This is a genomic window from Chryseobacterium taiwanense (genome assembly GCF_000813825.1).
GTDB lineage: Bacteria > Bacteroidota > Bacteroidia > Flavobacteriales > Weeksellaceae > Chryseobacterium > Chryseobacterium taiwanense.
On record NZ_JWTA01000005.1, the window covers coordinates 387,774 to 403,520 of the forward strand.

The following is a 15,747-nucleotide window of genomic DNA, read 5'->3' on the forward strand; positions in this document are numbered from 1 at the left end:
TATGATAAAATAAAGTTTATGGGTTCTTGGTTTCCCAGAATTCTTTTATAATCAATTTAATATTTTTAAAAGTACTTGGGAAAACCTCTTCTTCAATCTGAGCAGTATTTTTCCATGCAACTTCGGTAATTCCTTCCTCAATCTGAGGTTTAGAAGTATCTTCACCACTGAAATTCATTTCAAACCAATGCGTGCACTTTAGGACTTTATCTCCATTCCTTTCAATATAAATATGATACGTAGTATTGATGAAACGGACTAATTCCACGTCTTTCAAGCCAGTTTCTTCTTCAATTTCACGCACTGCAGATTCTTCACGGGATTCTCCTTTTTCCATTTTACCCTTTGGAAGATCCCATTTTCCAAGTCTTTTGATGAACAGTACTTTTCCTTCAGGATTGTTCACAATTCCTCCTGCAGCTTCAATAATTCTGAAAAGCTTTTGAAATTCCGACCATATTTCATCAATATTTTCTCCAAAAACATTCAATTCTTTCACAGATGTATTTTCAAGAAGATCTAGGGCAATCTCCAATGATGTGAAGTTTTCATATCCAAGCGTTTTTTCCAGGTTTTCAGATTGTTTGGATAGCAATAATTTTTTTTCGTTCACAAAAACTTTATACATTTGTAAGAATTAAGAATTTAAATACAAAAATAAAAAATGAATTTAGAAGGACGAAAGATTATTGTCAATAAATCATCTAAAGAGTTGGTAGAACTCCTAAAATCTCCGGAAAATTATAAAGATTTTATGCCGGATGGTCTTCAAAAGTTTGAAACAAGAGAAGACGGATTTAAATTCGGGTTACAAGGGATGCCGGAAATTGCTTTAAAAATTGATGAAGTTACGGATCAGAAAGCAGTTTTAAAATCTGCAAGTTCTAGTTTAGATTTCGCATTAACGGCAACTATAAATCCTATCAACGAAAATCAAACGGAAGTACAGATGTTGTTTGAAGGTAAGTTCAATCCATTTATCAAAATGATGGTGGAAAAACCTCTTCAGAACTTTATCAATACTTTGACAGATAAAATCGAAGCTTATAAGTAAAAATAGAAAACCTTCAGAAATGAAGGTTTTTTTATGCGAAAATTCCTGAGCTGTGATCATGAGAACTGCCTGTTGCAGATGAAAGTACATTAATCTCATTATTAAGCTTTAAAACTCCCATGAAAGCAAAAATCAATGCTTCTTTATATTCTATAAGCTCCTTTTTCGGAATAATAATTTCAGTATTTGTTTTACTGCTGATTTTTTCAATCAGATATTGGTTGAAAGTTCCACCTCCGGTACACAAAACATTATTTAAATGGTTTTCGTTAAAAACATTAGAAATCTGTTGCGCTACATGTTCTGTAAAAGTAGCTAAGACATCAAGAGCTTCAATATTTTCGAACAGCGGAAAAATATTTTCATTACACCATTCAATTCCCAAAGATTTTGGATAGGATCTCTGATAAAATTCTAATGAATTAAGTTGAAATAATAGTTCAGAATTGATTTTTCCCGATCTTGCCAAATCTCCGTTTTCATCGAAGTTTTTATTGAATTGCTGAACTAATTTATTCAAAATAATATTTACCGGAGCAATATCAAAAGCAATTCTTCTATTGTTTATTTTTAGAGAAATATTGGAGAACCCACCAAGATTCAGACAGGCATCATATTGTGAAAACAGTAATTCATCTCCGATCGGAACAAGTGGGGCCCCATTTCCTCCCATCAAAACATCTTGACTTCTGAAATCATAAATTACAGGTAATTCGGTCTCTAATTTAAGGGCTCTTCCATCACCAATTTGTAGAGTGAATTTTTTTTGTGGTTGGTGAAAAACCGTGTGACCGTGTGAAGCAATTAAATCGATATTTTCAATCTGGTGTTTTTCAATGAAATTTTTCACTGTTTTACCCAGATAAAAACCATATTCTGAATTCAGTTCCAATAATTGCTCAGATGAAAGATAAATCGAATTTTTAAGTTGATCTTCCAGTGTTTTGGAGTAAGGAATTGTTTCTGCTTTTCTGATTTCAAAATTCCATGAATTTTGCTTTTCAAATTTTGCAAAACAAATATCCAATCCGTCCAGACTTGTTCCGGACATTAATCCAATAGCTTGAAAGATCATAATAGTAAATTACTTTTGATTTTCGGATAGTTTTTTAGAATTGATATCTCCAGAGCTGTTAAAGAAAGTATATTCTGAAAAATCATCTTTGGCGGTCATTCCGTTTGCTCCAATTAAGGTAGATCCATCTTCCATCGTTACAAATACAGTATCGCGGGTATAGATTCTGTTTTTTTTCTGATCCCAATAGATACTTTGCATAGCAAATCGCTGTCCTTCATTAGTTGTAATTCTGACATTACCTTTTGCTTCATAGAATTTTTTATATTCAAAAATACGGGCATATTTTGCCGTTATCTTACCTGGTGTTTTGGGCTTCTTTTTGTCGAAGAATTCTATATTGATTCCCCTTTTAGCCACAATATAAGGACTATCTATCAGTTCATATTTCTCAATGATAGGAGCCTTTGCTTTTAGAGTAACAAAGCCGGAATCTCTTTGAATGATATTGGCATTATTGATGATTTGTGAAGGAAAGTTTTTGTTTTTATTATCATTTCCTTTTGTAAGATCTTCTTCACAAGAAGTTATAATAAAAAATATAGCACAACTAAGAAGATATGCTATATTTTTAAATTTTATTTTTGAAATCAAACTCATTTTTTAGTTATACAATGATTTTCTAAACCATCTATCTGCAAAATTAAAGCCTATTTTGAAATTAATATAATTTTGATTGATTAAATTATTTTTAAGTGTTCCTCTTTTTCCTAGTTCTACACCTAATTCAAGACCACTCATTCTTGTAATACTGCTGTTTTTGAATGGAAGCAATACACCGGCAGAAATACCAAATTTATTGATACTGTTTCCGTTTGGATCAAGCTCTCCTTGCCCATTTATAGAAAGATTTCCTTTCTCATAGAATGCTCCGTATCTGTAGACCACTCTTGAAAAATAATTTCTGAAGTTATTATAATTAGGTAAATACCATCCTCCTACAGAAACCCTGTAAGAATCTTGAAACTGTTTTGGTTGTCCGAAATATAAAATATCTTCTCCTTTCTTGTAATCAACCTGTGCAGAAGCAAACCATTGATTTTCGCTTCCATATCCTACACCCACTGAAGCTTGTAAAGGTAAAAGGTTTTTAGAACTTGCTTGTTTCTGCTCAATAATACTTTCGTAGCTTTTGGTTTCCATGGAAGCATCAGTATAAAAATAAGTACTATTTTTATAACTAGTGGTCATATTGCTTGTATTACCAAAAGTGGCAGTAGCACCAATAGTTAACTTCTTATCTGTACTTGTATTCAGATGCTGATAATTTGCCCCTAAAGTAAAATTGAAGTTTTTGATATTAGTTGTCGTTTCATATCCATTATACAATTCAGAATTTGGAGTAGAAAATTCATCCAAATCAGAAAGATTTCCAAAGTAATAGTTTGCTCTTAAACCTACTGAAAACTCTTGAGCAACTTTATAAGCTAAAGCAATCTGAGCCGTATTTAATGAACCACTACCTTTGAAACGATTATAAGAATAAATAGTACCATCTTCCAAAGTCTTGGTATATAGGATATCATAGTTTTTTGAGCTGTAAGGCTGATATGATAATCCCATCTTTACTTTAGAAGATAAAGGGAATGCTAAAGAGATATTAGACAGATACGTAGAATGTTTGTTAGACTTTGTATTGTTGTAATCAGTTTTGAAATAATTGTTTTCATTAGTCGCTTCAAGCTTGATACTTGTAAGTTCAAAATTAGCGTTATTCGCTGGGTTTGCAAAGTTGAAGCTGCTCGTGAAATCACTTACATATGCTGTTGATATACCTCCCATAGAGGCAGTTTCAATCGTATTATCATATTTTACATCTCCAATTCCGTAAGTCGCATAGGGTGAGTTTCCTAGATTTTGCGCCTGCAAGAAGTATCCGACCGATATGAATGATAGTACAAAGATTTTTTTCATTCTATATTTTTAAAACAATGCGCAAATATCTTAAATATTAATGAATTGTAAAAATTATAAGAGGTTAAAGTTTGTTAAGGGCTATGAATAGAGAAAATTAGACAATTTATATAAAGGTAATTCACTTTATTGTCAATTAATACATTGATTTTTTAGAATAAAATTGATTATTGATGACTGACTTTTACCATGTATAATATACATTGGAAATTTAAAAATTCTCTATCTTTGAGCCATGAATTGGGAGAATATTGCCGGACAACAAAATCTGAAAAAACTTCTTAGAGACAGTATCGCTGAAAACAGAGTAAGCCACGCCCAGCTTTTCGTAGGAAAAGAAGGATACGGTACATTACCGATGGTTTTAGCATATGCAAAAGAGATTCTGAGCCGGGAAAATGAACACGCTGCTTCAAAAGTAGAACACCTGAATCATCTCGATTTACATTTCAGTTTCCCTGTTTTTACGGATAATAAAAATTCTTTAAGTAAAAATAAATTTGAAGAATTCCGTGAAATGATCCTTAATTCACCTTATTCTAGTTATGATGATTGGACAGCTTTTCTGGAATCTGAAAATAAACAGTTGTTTATCTCTGCAGACGAAGTAGATGATCAAAACCAAAAATTTTCCCTTAAAAGCTTTGAAGGAGGAACAAAAATCCTGATTGTATGGAGAGCAGATAAAATGAATATTGCTGCATCCAATAAATTTCTGAAATTTTTAGAAGAGCCACCTGCAAAAACGATTATTTTATTAACTGCAGAATCTTCCAATGACATTCTTCCAACCATTCTTTCAAGAACGCAGATTGTAGAAGTTCCGAGAATTAATGATGAAGATATTCAGGGGTATTTGAAAACTAATTTCAATGTTTCTGATGAAAAGATGAGAGAAATTGTTCACGAAGCTCAAGGAGATCTGAATGATGCGATGAAACTTTTACAATCAGGAAACAAAAATGAAGAATTTGAAAAGCTTTTTGTACAATGGGTTCGTGATGCTTTTATGGTAAAAAAGAAGCCGGAGTTTCTAAAAAGTATCATTATTTGGGCAAGAGAAATTGCAGGTTGGAATCGTGAAAAGCAAAAGAACTTTTTAAATTACTGTTCAGAGATTTTCAGATTGGCATTGTTACAAAATTATCAATCCGAAGAGTTAGTGTATAAAAAGATTGATGCGAATGGTTTCAATTGGAAAGGTTTTTCAAAATTTATCAGTGGAGCAAATATTGAAAGTATTTTAGAAGAAATTAATACGGCAGATCTACATCTAACCAGAAATGGGAATCCTAAAATTGTATGGACAGATTTAGGAATAAAATTATCAAGATATATTCATAAGAACTCGTAAAACTGCTCTGACTTATTAGTCAGAGTTTTCTTTTTTCATTAAATAGACATTCTAAGGTGAAATTTTGGGATTGATTTTACCTTGAAATAACTTTATAATACAAAATCTATAATATTTATTTAAATTTTATATCAGAATTAAAAAATTGATTATCAATGTTTTAATTTGTTCAATATTAATAAAAAATTAAATTTAAATTAAAAATCAATCAATCGTTTGATTTATCAAAAATCGGTTGTACATTTGCCCCCTGAAAATTAAGAGCATAGAATGTTATCAAAAGAAGAAAATATATTATTCGCTGCTGAAAAATTATTTGCAGAATTGGGCTTTGAAGGAACTTCAACCCGAGAGATTGCAAAGACAGCGAACGTAAATATCTCTATGATTTCCTATTACTTTGGTTCAAAAGAAAAACTTTACGAAAAATTAGTTGAATACAGGATGAATGAAGGACAGTTTTTTTCTAAAGACATCCTTGAAAGAACTGATATCAACGAATGGGAAAAAATAGAAAAGATTGTTGATCAGTTTTCGGGGAAAGTGAGACATCAGAAATGTTTCTACAGAATCATGCAGCGTGAGCAGCTTCACACAAAAAATCCTCAGATCGTGGAATTTTTGAAGGAGACAAAAATGGGATTCATTGCGATGTATTCTAAAATCTTGGAAAGTGGATTGAAAAAAGGAATTTTTACGAAAAACCCACCCATTTATCTTTTACACTCTACAGTAAGCGGAACTTTATTTTATGCATCCAATGCAAAAGAAATGTATAAAGAATTCCTTAATGATACTGAAGATGAAGAGGTTTTCGATGAAAAATACTACACAGAACTTAATAAACATATTAAATATTTACTAAAAGACCTTTTAGGTTATGAAGAAAATAAATAACTCAGTCCTTGCATTAGCTCTATTCGTAGGGTTTGCAAACGCAAATGCTCAGGAGAAAAAAACACTTACTCTTGATGAAGCTGTGCAATTGGGAATCCAGAACAGTAAAAATCTGAAGATTGATGCTGCAAAGATTGAAGAAGCTACAGCAGATCTTTTGGAAGCAAAAAACAGACAATTACCGGAACTTAAGGTTTCAGGAAGCTATATGTATCTTCCGAATAAGCCGAATGTGAATATAAAACTTCCGGGACTTTCATCAGAAGGAGGAAGCAGCAGTCCGGAAGTTCATCAGGTTCTTTATGGGGCAGCAAATCTTAGCGTTCCTATTTATAGCGGAGGAAGAATAAAATACGGAATTCAATCTGCAAAATATTTGGTAGAAGCATCAAAACTAACGACTGAAAACGATAAAACAGCAATTGCTTATAACGTTGCTCAGGCATATAATAATTTATTTAAAGCCAATCAGTCCATTAAAGTTTTGGAAGAAAACCTTACGGCTTCTCAAAAAAGAGATGAGACTTTCCTGAAGCTTGAAAATAATGGGGTAATCGCAAGAAACGACCGTTTAAAAGCAAACCTTCAGACTTCAAATATCGAGTTGCAGTTATTGGAAGCTAGAAATAACTACAATATTGCCAATATCAATATGGATTTATTATTAGGTCTTCCTGAAACGACAGAAATTGAAGTCGATCAAAATTATATTGAAGAAGGTGAAGAGGTAAAACCAGTTGACTTTTATGTAAACACAGCCAAAGAAAATCGTAAAGATCTTCAGGCGTTAGACAAACAAAGACAGGCAGCAGCTTTGGGAACAAAAGCGGCAAAAGCGGAAAACCTTCCTTCACTTGCATTTACAGGAGGATATGTGGCAGCAGATATTCCTAAGTTTTTAACAATTTATAATGCAGTAAACGTTGGAGTTGGGCTTTCTTACAACCTATCAAATATCTGGAAAGAAAATTCGGCATATAAGCAATCCAGAGCAAGAGAAATGCAGTTGTCTGCAACCAATGAATTGTTGAATGACAATATTAAGCTTGATGTAAACAGAGAATATCAGAATACAGATTATTCTAAAAAGAGAATTACTGTTTTCGAAAAATCTGCAGAACAGGCCAATGAAAACTACAGAATCACAAAAAATAAATACGACAACGGTCTTGCTACCATGACGGAATTACTGGATGCAGATGCCGCTCAGATTGAGGCAAATGTTGGGGTAATCAATGCAAAAGCAGACGCAGCGTTGGCGTACAGAAAACTATTACAAACTACAGGAACTTTAACAATTAAATAATTAAGAACGATACCAACAATGGAAAATAATACTACACAAGCTACTGAACCTAAAAAGAAAAAGAGTTTAGTTTTCCCAATCATCTTGGCAGTTGTTTTAATCGGTGGAGGAATCTACGGTTATAAAACATATTCTTACGGACAAGTTCACGAAGAAACTGATGATGCTCAAATTGCTTCAAACTTAGCCCCTGTAATTTCTAAAATTTCAGGATACGTAACAGAAGTAAAAGTAAAAGATAACCAGTTCATTAAAAAAGGAGATACTTTAGTTATTTTAGATAACAGAGATCAGAAAATGGCTTTGGAACAAGCTCAGGCAGCTTTAACAACAGCCAAAAGCAATATTTCAAATGCAGAAGCTACCACTACTGCAACCTCTAAAAACATTAATACTTCAGAAGCAGCGGTTACCACTGCTAACGCACAGATTGAAGCAGCTAAAGTAAATGTTTGGAAGACTGGTCAGGATTTAAAAAGATACTCAGTATTGGTAAAAGATCATTCAATTACTGAACAGCAATATGAGCAGGCTTTAGCAGCAAAACAATCTGCTGACAGACAATTACAGGTTTTAATTGACCAGAGAAATCAGATTGCACAGCAAACGAATGTAGCGTCTTCTCAGACTGCAGCAAGCTCTCAACAGATCAGTGTGGCAGGTTCTGTTGCAAAACAGAGAGAAGTGGATGTAGAAAATGCAAAACTAAACTTATCATATACAGTAATCGTTGCTCCTGAAGACGGATACGTTGGAAAAGTTCCCATTCAGGCGGGACAATACCTACAGGCAGGTTCTCAGTTATTTGCTCTAGTTAAAAACGATCAGAAATGGGTAGTGGCTAACTTCAAAGAAACTCAGGTAGACAGAATGGTGGAAGGTCAGAAAGTAAAAATTGAAATTGATGCTTTCCCTGGAAAAGAATTTGAAGGAGTAGTAAGCTCATTCTCTCCTGCAACAGGAGCTACGTTCTCTATTCTGCCTCCGGATAACGCAAGTGGTAACTTCGTAAAAGTGGTGCAGAGACTTCCTGTAAAAATCGATTTTGTAAACTTAGATAAAGACATTGCAAAAAGATTGAGAACAGGAATGAACGTGAAAGCGGAAGTTTCGTTGAAATAATATATAAGTGAATTGTCAATTTTGCGGAGGCAGGTCAATGATGAACATGATATGAAGCCGGAAATTGAGATGAAGTTGAGATGGGTTTTATAAGAAGAGGTCAGTGATGCAGCGTGAAGTGAAGTAGTAAAATTGACAACAAAGTAGACTGACCATTGACGATTCACTTTTTTACATTGTAAAAAAACTATGCAAGATTCATTAGTAGAATACGGTGCCCGAAGAGTAATCATTACGATTACGGCTATTCTTTGTGCACTGCTTGAAATAGTGGACTCCACGATTGTAAATGTTGCCTTGAATGAGATGAAGGGTAATCTTGGAGCCACACTTTCTGAAGTAGGTTGGGTAATTACGGCCTATGCCATAGGTAACGTAATTATTGTACCGATGACAAGCTGGCTTTCACAGCAGTTTGGTCGAAGAAATTATTTCGCTGCATCCATTATCATATTTACCATATTTTCATTCCTATGCGGAAACGCGACGAATATCTGGGAATTGGTATTTTTCAGACTGATGCAGGGAATCGGAGGGGGAGCTCTCTTGGTAACTTCTCAAACGATCATTACCGAATCTTATCCGGTTGAAAAGAGAAGTATGGCACAGGCGATTTATGGTTTGGGGGTAATTATTGGTCCTACTTTAGGTCCGCCACTTGGAGGATATATCGTTGATAATTTCAGCTGGCCGTATATTTTTTATATCAATATTCCGATCGGGATTGCAGCGACATTAATGACGCTACAGTTTGTGAAAAGTCCGAAATACGCTGAAAAACGTAAAGCCTCAGATGTTGACTGGCTGGGAATTGCTTTACTGGCAGTTACCGTAGGATCATTACAGTATATTCTGGAAAGAGGTCATGAAGAAGACTGGTTTGCAAGTGGATGGATTGTCATATTTACAATATCAGCTGTTTTAGGATTTATCCTATTCCTATGGAGGGAGCTTACCTTCAAATATCCGATTGTGGAATTAAGAGTATTGAAGAATAGTAATCTGAGGATCGGTACCATCATGTCCTTTGTATTAGGATTCGGTTTATATGGTTCTACCTTTATCGTTCCGTTGTATACACAGAGTATTTTGGGTTGGACGGCGCTTCAGTCGGGAGCTTTGATGATTCCGGCGGCATTAACCACCGCTTTCATGATGCCTATCATTGGTAGATTGCTATCCAAAGGTGCCAAACAACAGATTCTTGTCGCTTTAGGATTATTCATATTCTTTATTTACAGTTTCTGGGGATATAAAATTCTGACACCAGATACCAGTAAAGATGCTTTCTTCTGGATGTTGATTGTAAGAGGAGCAGGTCTAGGACTTTTATTCATTCCGATTACTTCACTATCATTAAGTACATTGAAGGGGCAGGAAATTGGTCAGGGAGCAGCGTTCACCGGAATGATGAGACAGCTGGGAGGATCTTTCGGGATTGCAGCCATTACCACATTTATCGCCAATGCGAGTCAGAAATACAGGGTGAACCTGATTACCCATTTAGACTCTACCGACTTTGATGTTCAGCAGAGGGTGAATGCATTAAAAGCAAGTTTTGTAGCCAAAGGAATGACTCCTGATGCAGCACTCAATGCGGCTTATAAAATGCTTGATCTCTCAGTCACCAAACAAGCAACGGTATTATCATATATGGATGTCTTCCTATATCTAGGAGTAATATTCTTAGTATGTATTCCGTTTATTCTTTTCATTAAAGAAAGAAAAAGTAAAGAAAAAATAGATTTGAGTGGTGTACACTAAATTGTATTTGAATACATAAAAAAGCCTCCGAAATTTCGGAGGCTTTTTTTGTTGAGAAGCCGAATAAACGTAAAAATAGTATACATTAAAAAGGAGCCGAAAGAGGTAAATATTTAAGAATCGACTATCTTTGGGCCATTCTTACACCAATAAAAAATTGAATTTCACTTGAAGAATCTGAAATATTATTTGGCCGCCATTTTTGCCTTTGCAACTTGGGGAACTTTTAGTTTAGTTTTAAGACCGTTACATGATTATGCTTCGTTGGATATTCTGTTTTACAGAGTTTTCAGTTGTGCAGTAATTATGTCTATAGTAACGGTGCTTTTCAGAAGAGGAAAACTGAAAGATAATATAAAATACTTCAGAAACCTCGATAAAAAAGAGAAGCAGAAAGTAATCGGTTTAAATATTCTGAGCAGTATTTTGCTCACCGCTAATTGGTTTTCCTTTATTTATGTGATGAACCATGTGAGTGTAAGAGCAACTTCGGTTGCCTATCTTGTGTGTCCGATTATTACTACTATTCTTGCATTTTTTATTCTGCGTGAGAAGCTTACCAAATTACAGTGGCTGTCTGTTTTTCTGAGTGGAGTAGGCTGTGTTTTATTATCTTATTCCAATCTTTTAGATATGTTGTACAGTAGTCTCATCGGTTCTACGTATGCGTGCTATTTGATTATTCAAAGTACCAACTCAAAGTTTGATAAATTTTTGATTCTGAATTTTCACATGATTTTGGCAGCACTGATCTTATTGCCATTCTTTCCATCGCAGTCAGGGCCAATTCCTACTGACTTCAAATTCTATCTGTATATTGAAATCATTGCGGTGATGTACACGATAGTTCCATTGCTTTTAAATCTCTACGCTTTGTCCGGAATTGCCTCCTCAAAAGTAGGAATGATTCTCAATATCAATCCTATTATTGCATTTATTCTGGCGGGAGCAGTGTACCATGAAGCGCTCGGAGGATTACAGATCGTATCCTATTCAATTATATTCTTGGCAGTGATTGTTTTTAATGCTAAAGAAATTTTCAGATTGAATAAAGAAGCAGCGGTGTAGATCATATTCACCCGTAGCTCATGAACTAAATAAAAACCCAAGCAGGAACATTTCTGCTTGGGTTTATTTTTGGTCTTTTAGGATGGATTTTAATTAATCTTAGCTTTCCACTCGATTCCGCTAATGTCAATCAGCTGTAAAGAATAGATTCTCTTTTTCTGAGCAAGGACATCATCAATATTTATTTTTATATCCGCCTTAGAACCTAAAGGGATGATCAGGCTATGCTTTCCCGGTTTCACTTTGGCTACATAATGATTTTTGATGTTCTCTTTTGGAAATTCTGAAAGCTCCTTAAGGTTTAATTCTTTTACAATATTTCCATGCTGATCTAAGAGATGAATTCCGATAAGAAATGATCCGTAAACATCAACACCTTCCGTACGGTGAACGTTAAAATGTAGATCAGATTGCTGTAATGAAACATTGGTGATTTCAAGCCTAGGTTTTACAGATTTATTGTGCAGCGTTCCCCAAACTCCCCCATGAAAATATTGATTGGTAAAAAGAGTCAGTCCGAAAATAACGATAGAACCAATCAACACTAAAGGTTTGAGATTGGAAATTGGAAGAACGCCGGAATTGAACCACTGAAACCATTTTTTGTGGGTAAAACTCAGGTTGTTTTTTAAGAAATACTGATCAACAGAATAGAAGCTACTTCCTGTCAGGAAAAGAGTGAAGCCTCCTGCAATTCCTAAAATACCTATCTGCCATTCATCAAGACAGGTCGTTCCGATCCAGCCGGAGCCCAGTAAAATTCCCATAGCAAGACTAAAAACACCGATGCTCATCAGTCGGGTAAATAATCCTAACATAATAAACAAGCCCACTATTGCCTCAATGATCGTAAAAGCTATCATAGAGCGCTGTAAGGTATCGGGATGAGTAACAAGATATTCGATAATGGGTTTAATGCCTAAAGCATTGGGGAGGAAATGATTGAACTTTTCTCCGATGTATCCTGCTTCGTCAGGAATTAATTTGTTTTCGAGGACGAGCCTGCGCCAAAAGGCAGAAAAGTACGTCCAGCCAATCACAAGACGTAGTGATAGCGTAAATAAACCAGCAGTAGAATAGCTCTGGCTTTTTGTATAATGATTCATGAAAGTATAATTGTTTAAATAATTTGAATTGAAAGTGATGTGAGACTCATCTTACATCAGATCCAGTTTCAAGCGTTTAAACAAAATGTATTTCGGAGGACTGTTTCCTGTGGTGGTTTTTGAATAACTTGAACGTATTTTTTCCTTTCCTGAATTTCTTACAGGTAAATTAGCCTTCAAAGAAGAATCTAATTGCTTTACTTTTGAATCAGCTTTAAAAACCGATCTGACTGAAGAGTTTTGGAAAGCATCACAGCTTGAAGGTGAAGAAACGGTTGTCTTTACCTTATTTAAAGTTCCAATATACTCAATATCAAAAATATTCAGCAGATCTCTCTTTACACTACAAGGCGATAGTGAAAATGCCAAAAGCAGCAGAATAGTGATTGCTTTATAAAAACCGATATGTGATCTTGGGTGAGACATTATTACAAAACTAATCTTTTATTTTAATGTAGTACAGATTTCAAAATAAATTTGAGAAGGAAAGGGACTCCTGACAAACCGTTGTCAACACTTACCATTATCTTTACAGCATAAAATGTAATCAAAACAGAAATGAGTTATTGCTTAGCGATCGACGGAATGCAGCCTGAAAGCAGGAGAGAGCTTCACAAAAATTACCATGATAACCATTATGGCTTCCCGATTCATGATGATAATGAATTGTTCGGAAGACTGATTATGGAGATCAATCAGGCAGGATTGAGCTGGGAAACGATTCTTAAGAAAGAAGAAAGTTTCAGAAATGCCTACAGCAACTTTGAAATTGAAAAAGTAGCCCATTATACAGAAGCGGATCGTGAAAGACTATTAAACGATCCCGGAATTATCAGAAACAAACTGAAAGTAAACGCAGCCATTGAAAATGCAAAAACGATTCTCAGTTTACAAAAAGAATTCGGATCTTTTGAAAAGTGGCTGGAACATCATCATCCTAAAATATTACCAGAATGGATGAAGCTTTTTAAGAAAACCTTTAAATTCACAGGAGGAGAAATTGTAAATGAATTCCTGATGAGCATTGGCTACCTGAGAGGTTCACATGCCGAAAGCTGTCCTGTTTATCATAAAGTTTTGCAACAGAATCCTAAGTGGATCACGGAATAGCTTCACTTAAATCCTGTCATTTTATGGTTGTCATTTCGACACCGGAGAAATCTTTTCGTTTAAAACAATGAGATGCTTCGACTTTACTCAGCATGACAGCCTTGATAGGGTTATTATGATAGTCTGATTTTAATTGAGAAAATTTGAGCTCTGGCAACTATAAAAATACTAAGCTTTAGAATCGAGCGACTTCAACGTCTTTAGATGGACGACTTCAACACTTGAAGACGCTCGGCTTCAACATCTGAATATACTCGATCGTGATCCATCAATATATTTAGCTTTAAAAATTTTTATAAGCTTATGATTTCCTTTCTGAAAATTTCCCTGCTGTCATTCGTCATAGTTGTCATTTCGACGACGGAGAAATCTATTCGTATAAAACGCGAGATGCTTCGACTTCGCTCAGCATGACACCGTGACACTAATTTTATTTTAAACTTCTTACGGATACATCAGGCTTTTCACCCTGAGGAACAATGAAAATAGCATCATCACTGATCGTATCTCCGGAATCAAAATAATAACTTCCGGTAACAGGAAGTATACTGTTGGTGAATTTTCCCGATTTATCATAAGCCGAATAGGTGACATTAATGATCTGTGCCTTCATTTTCAGTTGAATTTTCTTTGAAGTCAGCTTGGCTCCGGTAGCATTGATGCAATCCAGTTCTACAATACCAATATTACTTACAATCTGAGGATAGGATGAAAGTCTGATGTTATAAGACTTTTCCGAAGTGTTTTTTACAGTTGCAGAGACTTTGTAACGATCAAAAGGTTTTCCACCTACTTCAATGCTCTCTTTGTTTAAAATATTAAAAACAACGCTCATCCCGTTGAGATCAATAGATTGCCCATCGGAGATTTTCTGAGCATTAAGGGAAATGCTAAAACCGATTGCGATAAAAAGGAAAAATGATACAATTGAAGTTTTCATAGTTTTATGTTTCTGTGATTGTGCTATTAAAACTACGAAAAATAACTGATTATCTTTTGTTTAAGATATGTTTCTTGGTGAATTCCTGTAAGCCTAAAGCTTCTTCCTGAAAATAATCTCTAAATGTATTGGAGAGTTTTTCATTTTTAAATTTAATAATGGTATAACCGCTGTCAAAAGCTACAATTTCAATAATAGATTCAGTAATCATAAAGTGATCAGATTTCCATGCCCTTTCATCTTCTGCAGATAAGTTTGAAATTAAATTTATATTTAGCTCTGCGTTTCTAGGAATAGCGGAAATAATACCCCATATAATTTGAGCATTTGATTGGTAGAGCAGCTGGAATTCTTCTTGGTTTAAGATAAAATAATCATGATTAAAATTAATAGGGATTTTCTGATCAGATATATAATCCAAATCGGTTAATATCCAATCATACCCAGTAAGGTCATTCCAAATTGGTTTTAAAACTTCCTGTAAATTAGTGTGAAACTTTACTTTTTTAGTACTTTTGATGATCCAGTTCATCTTTAATTACTATTTAAAACAATATCAACTCTTCTCTCAGCTTCCTCTTTAGAAATTCCGCTGTAAAAATCATTTACAAAAGGGTGTTCATGGCTCTCATGAGGATAAACAAAAGGTCTCCCTATTTTATTGTTAACGAAAACATCAGTCGGAATACTTTCACTGAATTCATAATCGGGAAGGTAATTGGAGAGCCATCCGAAATATCCTCCTTCGAATTCTTCATTATCATAATTTTCAACATATTCAGTAAAGCTTTTTTCACTTAAAGAAACCCAGATTCCATATTCGAGATCCTGACAAGTTTCGTTGACTTCCTGAACAAGAACAGCACGAACAAAGTAGCAGGTTTCATCAGAATATTTAATGATACACAAATCCGGAGTTAATTCAGAATTTTTAAGTTCTTCCTCAGACAGTTGAAAATATGGATAAGGTGCAGAATAAGCTATTGCCGGCCAGTCTTCCTTTTCTTCGCCGCAGCATTGACAGATGTATTTCATAA

At 34.5% G+C, this 15,747-nt stretch carries 17 protein-coding genes; 8 read left to right on the forward strand and 9 right to left on the reverse strand.

Annotated elements, in window-relative coordinates:
• Positions 1–16: 16 nt before the first annotated feature.
• Positions 17–628, reverse strand: coding sequence for an NUDIX hydrolase (locus RM51_RS08365; protein ID WP_039367442.1), 612 nt, complete (start codon positions 626–628; stop codon positions 17–19).
• Positions 629–664: 36 nt separating this feature from the next.
• Here RM51_RS08365 and RM51_RS08370 point away from each other — a divergent pair, with 36 nt between their 5' ends.
• Positions 665–1,054: a hypothetical protein gene (locus tag RM51_RS08370; RefSeq protein ID WP_039367445.1), complete on the forward strand. Its 390-nt coding sequence runs from the start codon at positions 665–667 to the stop codon at positions 1,052–1,054.
• Positions 1,055–1,085: 31 nt separating this feature from the next.
• On the opposite strand, the gene RM51_RS08375 is transcribed toward RM51_RS08370, so the two are convergent.
• The 3 genes from RM51_RS08375 to RM51_RS08385 are packed head-to-tail and all read right to left on the reverse strand — an operon-like array spanning position 1,086 to position 4,043.
• Entirely contained in the window at positions 1,086–2,129 is a 1,044-nt protein-coding gene (locus RM51_RS08375; protein ID WP_039367448.1) for an anhydro-N-acetylmuramic acid kinase, read from the reverse strand.
• Between the two features lie 9 nt (positions 2,130–2,138).
• Entirely contained in the window at positions 2,139–2,729 is a 591-nt protein-coding gene (gene lptC / locus RM51_RS08380; RefSeq protein WP_039367450.1) for an LPS export ABC transporter periplasmic protein LptC, read from the reverse strand.
• Between the two features lie 3 nt (positions 2,730–2,732).
• Positions 2,733–4,043, reverse strand: coding sequence for a membrane protein (locus RM51_RS08385; RefSeq protein WP_039367453.1), 1,311 nt, complete (start codon positions 4,041–4,043; stop codon positions 2,733–2,735).
• Between the two features lie 235 nt (positions 4,044–4,278).
• On the opposite strand from RM51_RS08385, the gene RM51_RS08390 reads away from it, so the two are divergent.
• From RM51_RS08390 to RM51_RS08415, 6 genes are all read left to right on the forward strand, one after another.
• Positions 4,279–5,397, forward strand: coding sequence for a DNA polymerase III subunit (locus RM51_RS08390; RefSeq protein WP_039367456.1), 1,119 nt, complete (start codon positions 4,279–4,281; stop codon positions 5,395–5,397).
• A gap of 270 nt (positions 5,398–5,667) precedes the next feature.
• On the forward strand, positions 5,668–6,294 hold the full coding sequence (locus RM51_RS08395; RefSeq protein WP_039367459.1) for a TetR/AcrR family transcriptional regulator: 627 nt from the start codon (positions 5,668–5,670) through the stop codon (positions 6,292–6,294).
• Positions 6,278–7,600 carry a TolC family protein gene (locus tag RM51_RS08400; RefSeq protein ID WP_039367463.1) on the forward strand — a complete coding sequence of 441 codons (1,323 nt, stop codon included), beginning with the start codon at positions 6,278–6,280 and terminating at the stop codon, positions 7,598–7,600. Before RM51_RS08395 ends, RM51_RS08400 begins: the two co-directional genes overlap by 17 nt.
• A gap of 18 nt (positions 7,601–7,618) precedes the next feature.
• Positions 7,619–8,722, forward strand: coding sequence for an HlyD family secretion protein (locus RM51_RS08405; protein WP_039367466.1), 1,104 nt, complete (start codon positions 7,619–7,621; stop codon positions 8,720–8,722).
• Positions 8,723–8,911: 189 nt separating this feature from the next.
• Entirely contained in the window at positions 8,912–10,486 is a 1,575-nt protein-coding gene (locus RM51_RS08410; RefSeq protein ID WP_039367469.1) for a DHA2 family efflux MFS transporter permease subunit, read from the forward strand.
• Positions 10,487–10,654: 168 nt separating this feature from the next.
• The gene (locus tag RM51_RS08415; protein ID WP_039367473.1) at positions 10,655–11,554 is read left to right on the forward strand and encodes an EamA family transporter; all 900 of its coding nucleotides are present in this window, start codon (positions 10,655–10,657) and stop codon (positions 11,552–11,554) included.
• A gap of 89 nt (positions 11,555–11,643) precedes the next feature.
• Here the strand turns inward: RM51_RS08415 and RM51_RS08420 are convergent, their stop codons facing one another.
• Complete coding sequence (locus RM51_RS08420) at positions 11,644–12,660, reverse strand: TQO small subunit DoxD (RefSeq protein ID WP_039367475.1); 1,017 nt, start codon at positions 12,658–12,660, stop codon at positions 11,644–11,646.
• Positions 12,661–12,711: 51 nt separating this feature from the next.
• Complete coding sequence (locus RM51_RS08425; protein ID WP_039367478.1) at positions 12,712–13,086, reverse strand: hypothetical protein; 375 nt, start codon at positions 13,084–13,086, stop codon at positions 12,712–12,714.
• 132 nt (positions 13,087–13,218) lie between these two features.
• Here RM51_RS08425 and RM51_RS08430 point away from each other — a divergent pair, with 132 nt between their 5' ends.
• On the forward strand, positions 13,219–13,770 hold the full coding sequence (locus RM51_RS08430) for a DNA-3-methyladenine glycosylase I (RefSeq protein ID WP_039367481.1): 552 nt from the start codon (positions 13,219–13,221) through the stop codon (positions 13,768–13,770).
• 430 nt (positions 13,771–14,200) lie between these two features.
• Here the strand turns inward: RM51_RS08430 and RM51_RS08435 are convergent, their stop codons facing one another.
• The 3 genes from RM51_RS08435 to RM51_RS08445 are packed head-to-tail and all read right to left on the reverse strand — an operon-like array spanning position 14,201 to position 15,745.
• On the reverse strand, positions 14,201–14,710 hold the full coding sequence (locus RM51_RS08435; protein ID WP_039367484.1) for an LptA/OstA family protein: 510 nt from the start codon (positions 14,708–14,710) through the stop codon (positions 14,201–14,203).
• Positions 14,711–14,759: 49 nt separating this feature from the next.
• Complete coding sequence (locus RM51_RS08440; protein WP_039367487.1) at positions 14,760–15,242, reverse strand: hypothetical protein; 483 nt, start codon at positions 15,240–15,242, stop codon at positions 14,760–14,762.
• Positions 15,243–15,244: 2 nt separating this feature from the next.
• Positions 15,245–15,745: a DUF2199 domain-containing protein gene (locus RM51_RS08445; RefSeq protein WP_039367490.1), complete on the reverse strand. Its 501-nt coding sequence runs from the start codon at positions 15,743–15,745 to the stop codon at positions 15,245–15,247.
• Between the last annotated feature and the right edge of the window lie 2 nt (positions 15,746–15,747).

Excerpts from the sequence above, each read along its gene's own strand:
- RM51_RS08365 (WP_039367442.1), bottom strand. The coding sequence starts at position 628 with ATGTATAAAGTTTTTGTGAACGAAAAAAAATTATTGCTATCCAAACAA.
- RM51_RS08370 (WP_039367445.1), top strand. The coding sequence starts at position 665 with ATGAATTTAGAAGGACGAAAGATTATTGTCAATAAATCATCTAAAGAG.
- RM51_RS08375 (WP_039367448.1), bottom strand. The coding sequence starts at position 2,129 with ATGATCTTTCAAGCTATTGGATTAATGTCCGGAACAAGTCTGGACGGA.
- lptC (WP_039367450.1), bottom strand. The coding sequence starts at position 2,729 with ATGAGTTTGATTTCAAAAATAAAATTTAAAAATATAGCATATCTTCTT.
- RM51_RS08385 (WP_039367453.1), bottom strand. The coding sequence starts at position 4,043 with ATGAAAAAAATCTTTGTACTATCATTCATATCGGTCGGATACTTCTTG.
- RM51_RS08390 (WP_039367456.1), top strand. The coding sequence starts at position 4,279 with ATGAATTGGGAGAATATTGCCGGACAACAAAATCTGAAAAAACTTCTT.
- RM51_RS08395 (WP_039367459.1), top strand. The coding sequence starts at position 5,668 with ATGTTATCAAAAGAAGAAAATATATTATTCGCTGCTGAAAAATTATTT.
- RM51_RS08400 (WP_039367463.1), top strand. The coding sequence starts at position 6,278 with ATGAAGAAAATAAATAACTCAGTCCTTGCATTAGCTCTATTCGTAGGG.
- RM51_RS08405 (WP_039367466.1), top strand. The coding sequence starts at position 7,619 with ATGGAAAATAATACTACACAAGCTACTGAACCTAAAAAGAAAAAGAGT.
- RM51_RS08410 (WP_039367469.1), top strand. The coding sequence starts at position 8,912 with ATGCAAGATTCATTAGTAGAATACGGTGCCCGAAGAGTAATCATTACG.
- RM51_RS08420 (WP_039367475.1), bottom strand. The coding sequence starts at position 12,660 with ATGAATCATTATACAAAAAGCCAGAGCTATTCTACTGCTGGTTTATTT.
- RM51_RS08425 (WP_039367478.1), bottom strand. The coding sequence starts at position 13,086 with ATGTCTCACCCAAGATCACATATCGGTTTTTATAAAGCAATCACTATT.
- RM51_RS08430 (WP_039367481.1), top strand. The coding sequence starts at position 13,219 with ATGAGTTATTGCTTAGCGATCGACGGAATGCAGCCTGAAAGCAGGAGA.
- RM51_RS08435 (WP_039367484.1), bottom strand. The coding sequence starts at position 14,710 with ATGAAAACTTCAATTGTATCATTTTTCCTTTTTATCGCAATCGGTTTT.
- RM51_RS08440 (WP_039367487.1), bottom strand. The coding sequence starts at position 15,242 with ATGAACTGGATCATCAAAAGTACTAAAAAAGTAAAGTTTCACACTAAT.
- RM51_RS08445 (WP_039367490.1), bottom strand. The coding sequence starts at position 15,745 with ATGAAATACATCTGTCAATGCTGCGGCGAAGAAAAGGAAGACTGGCCG.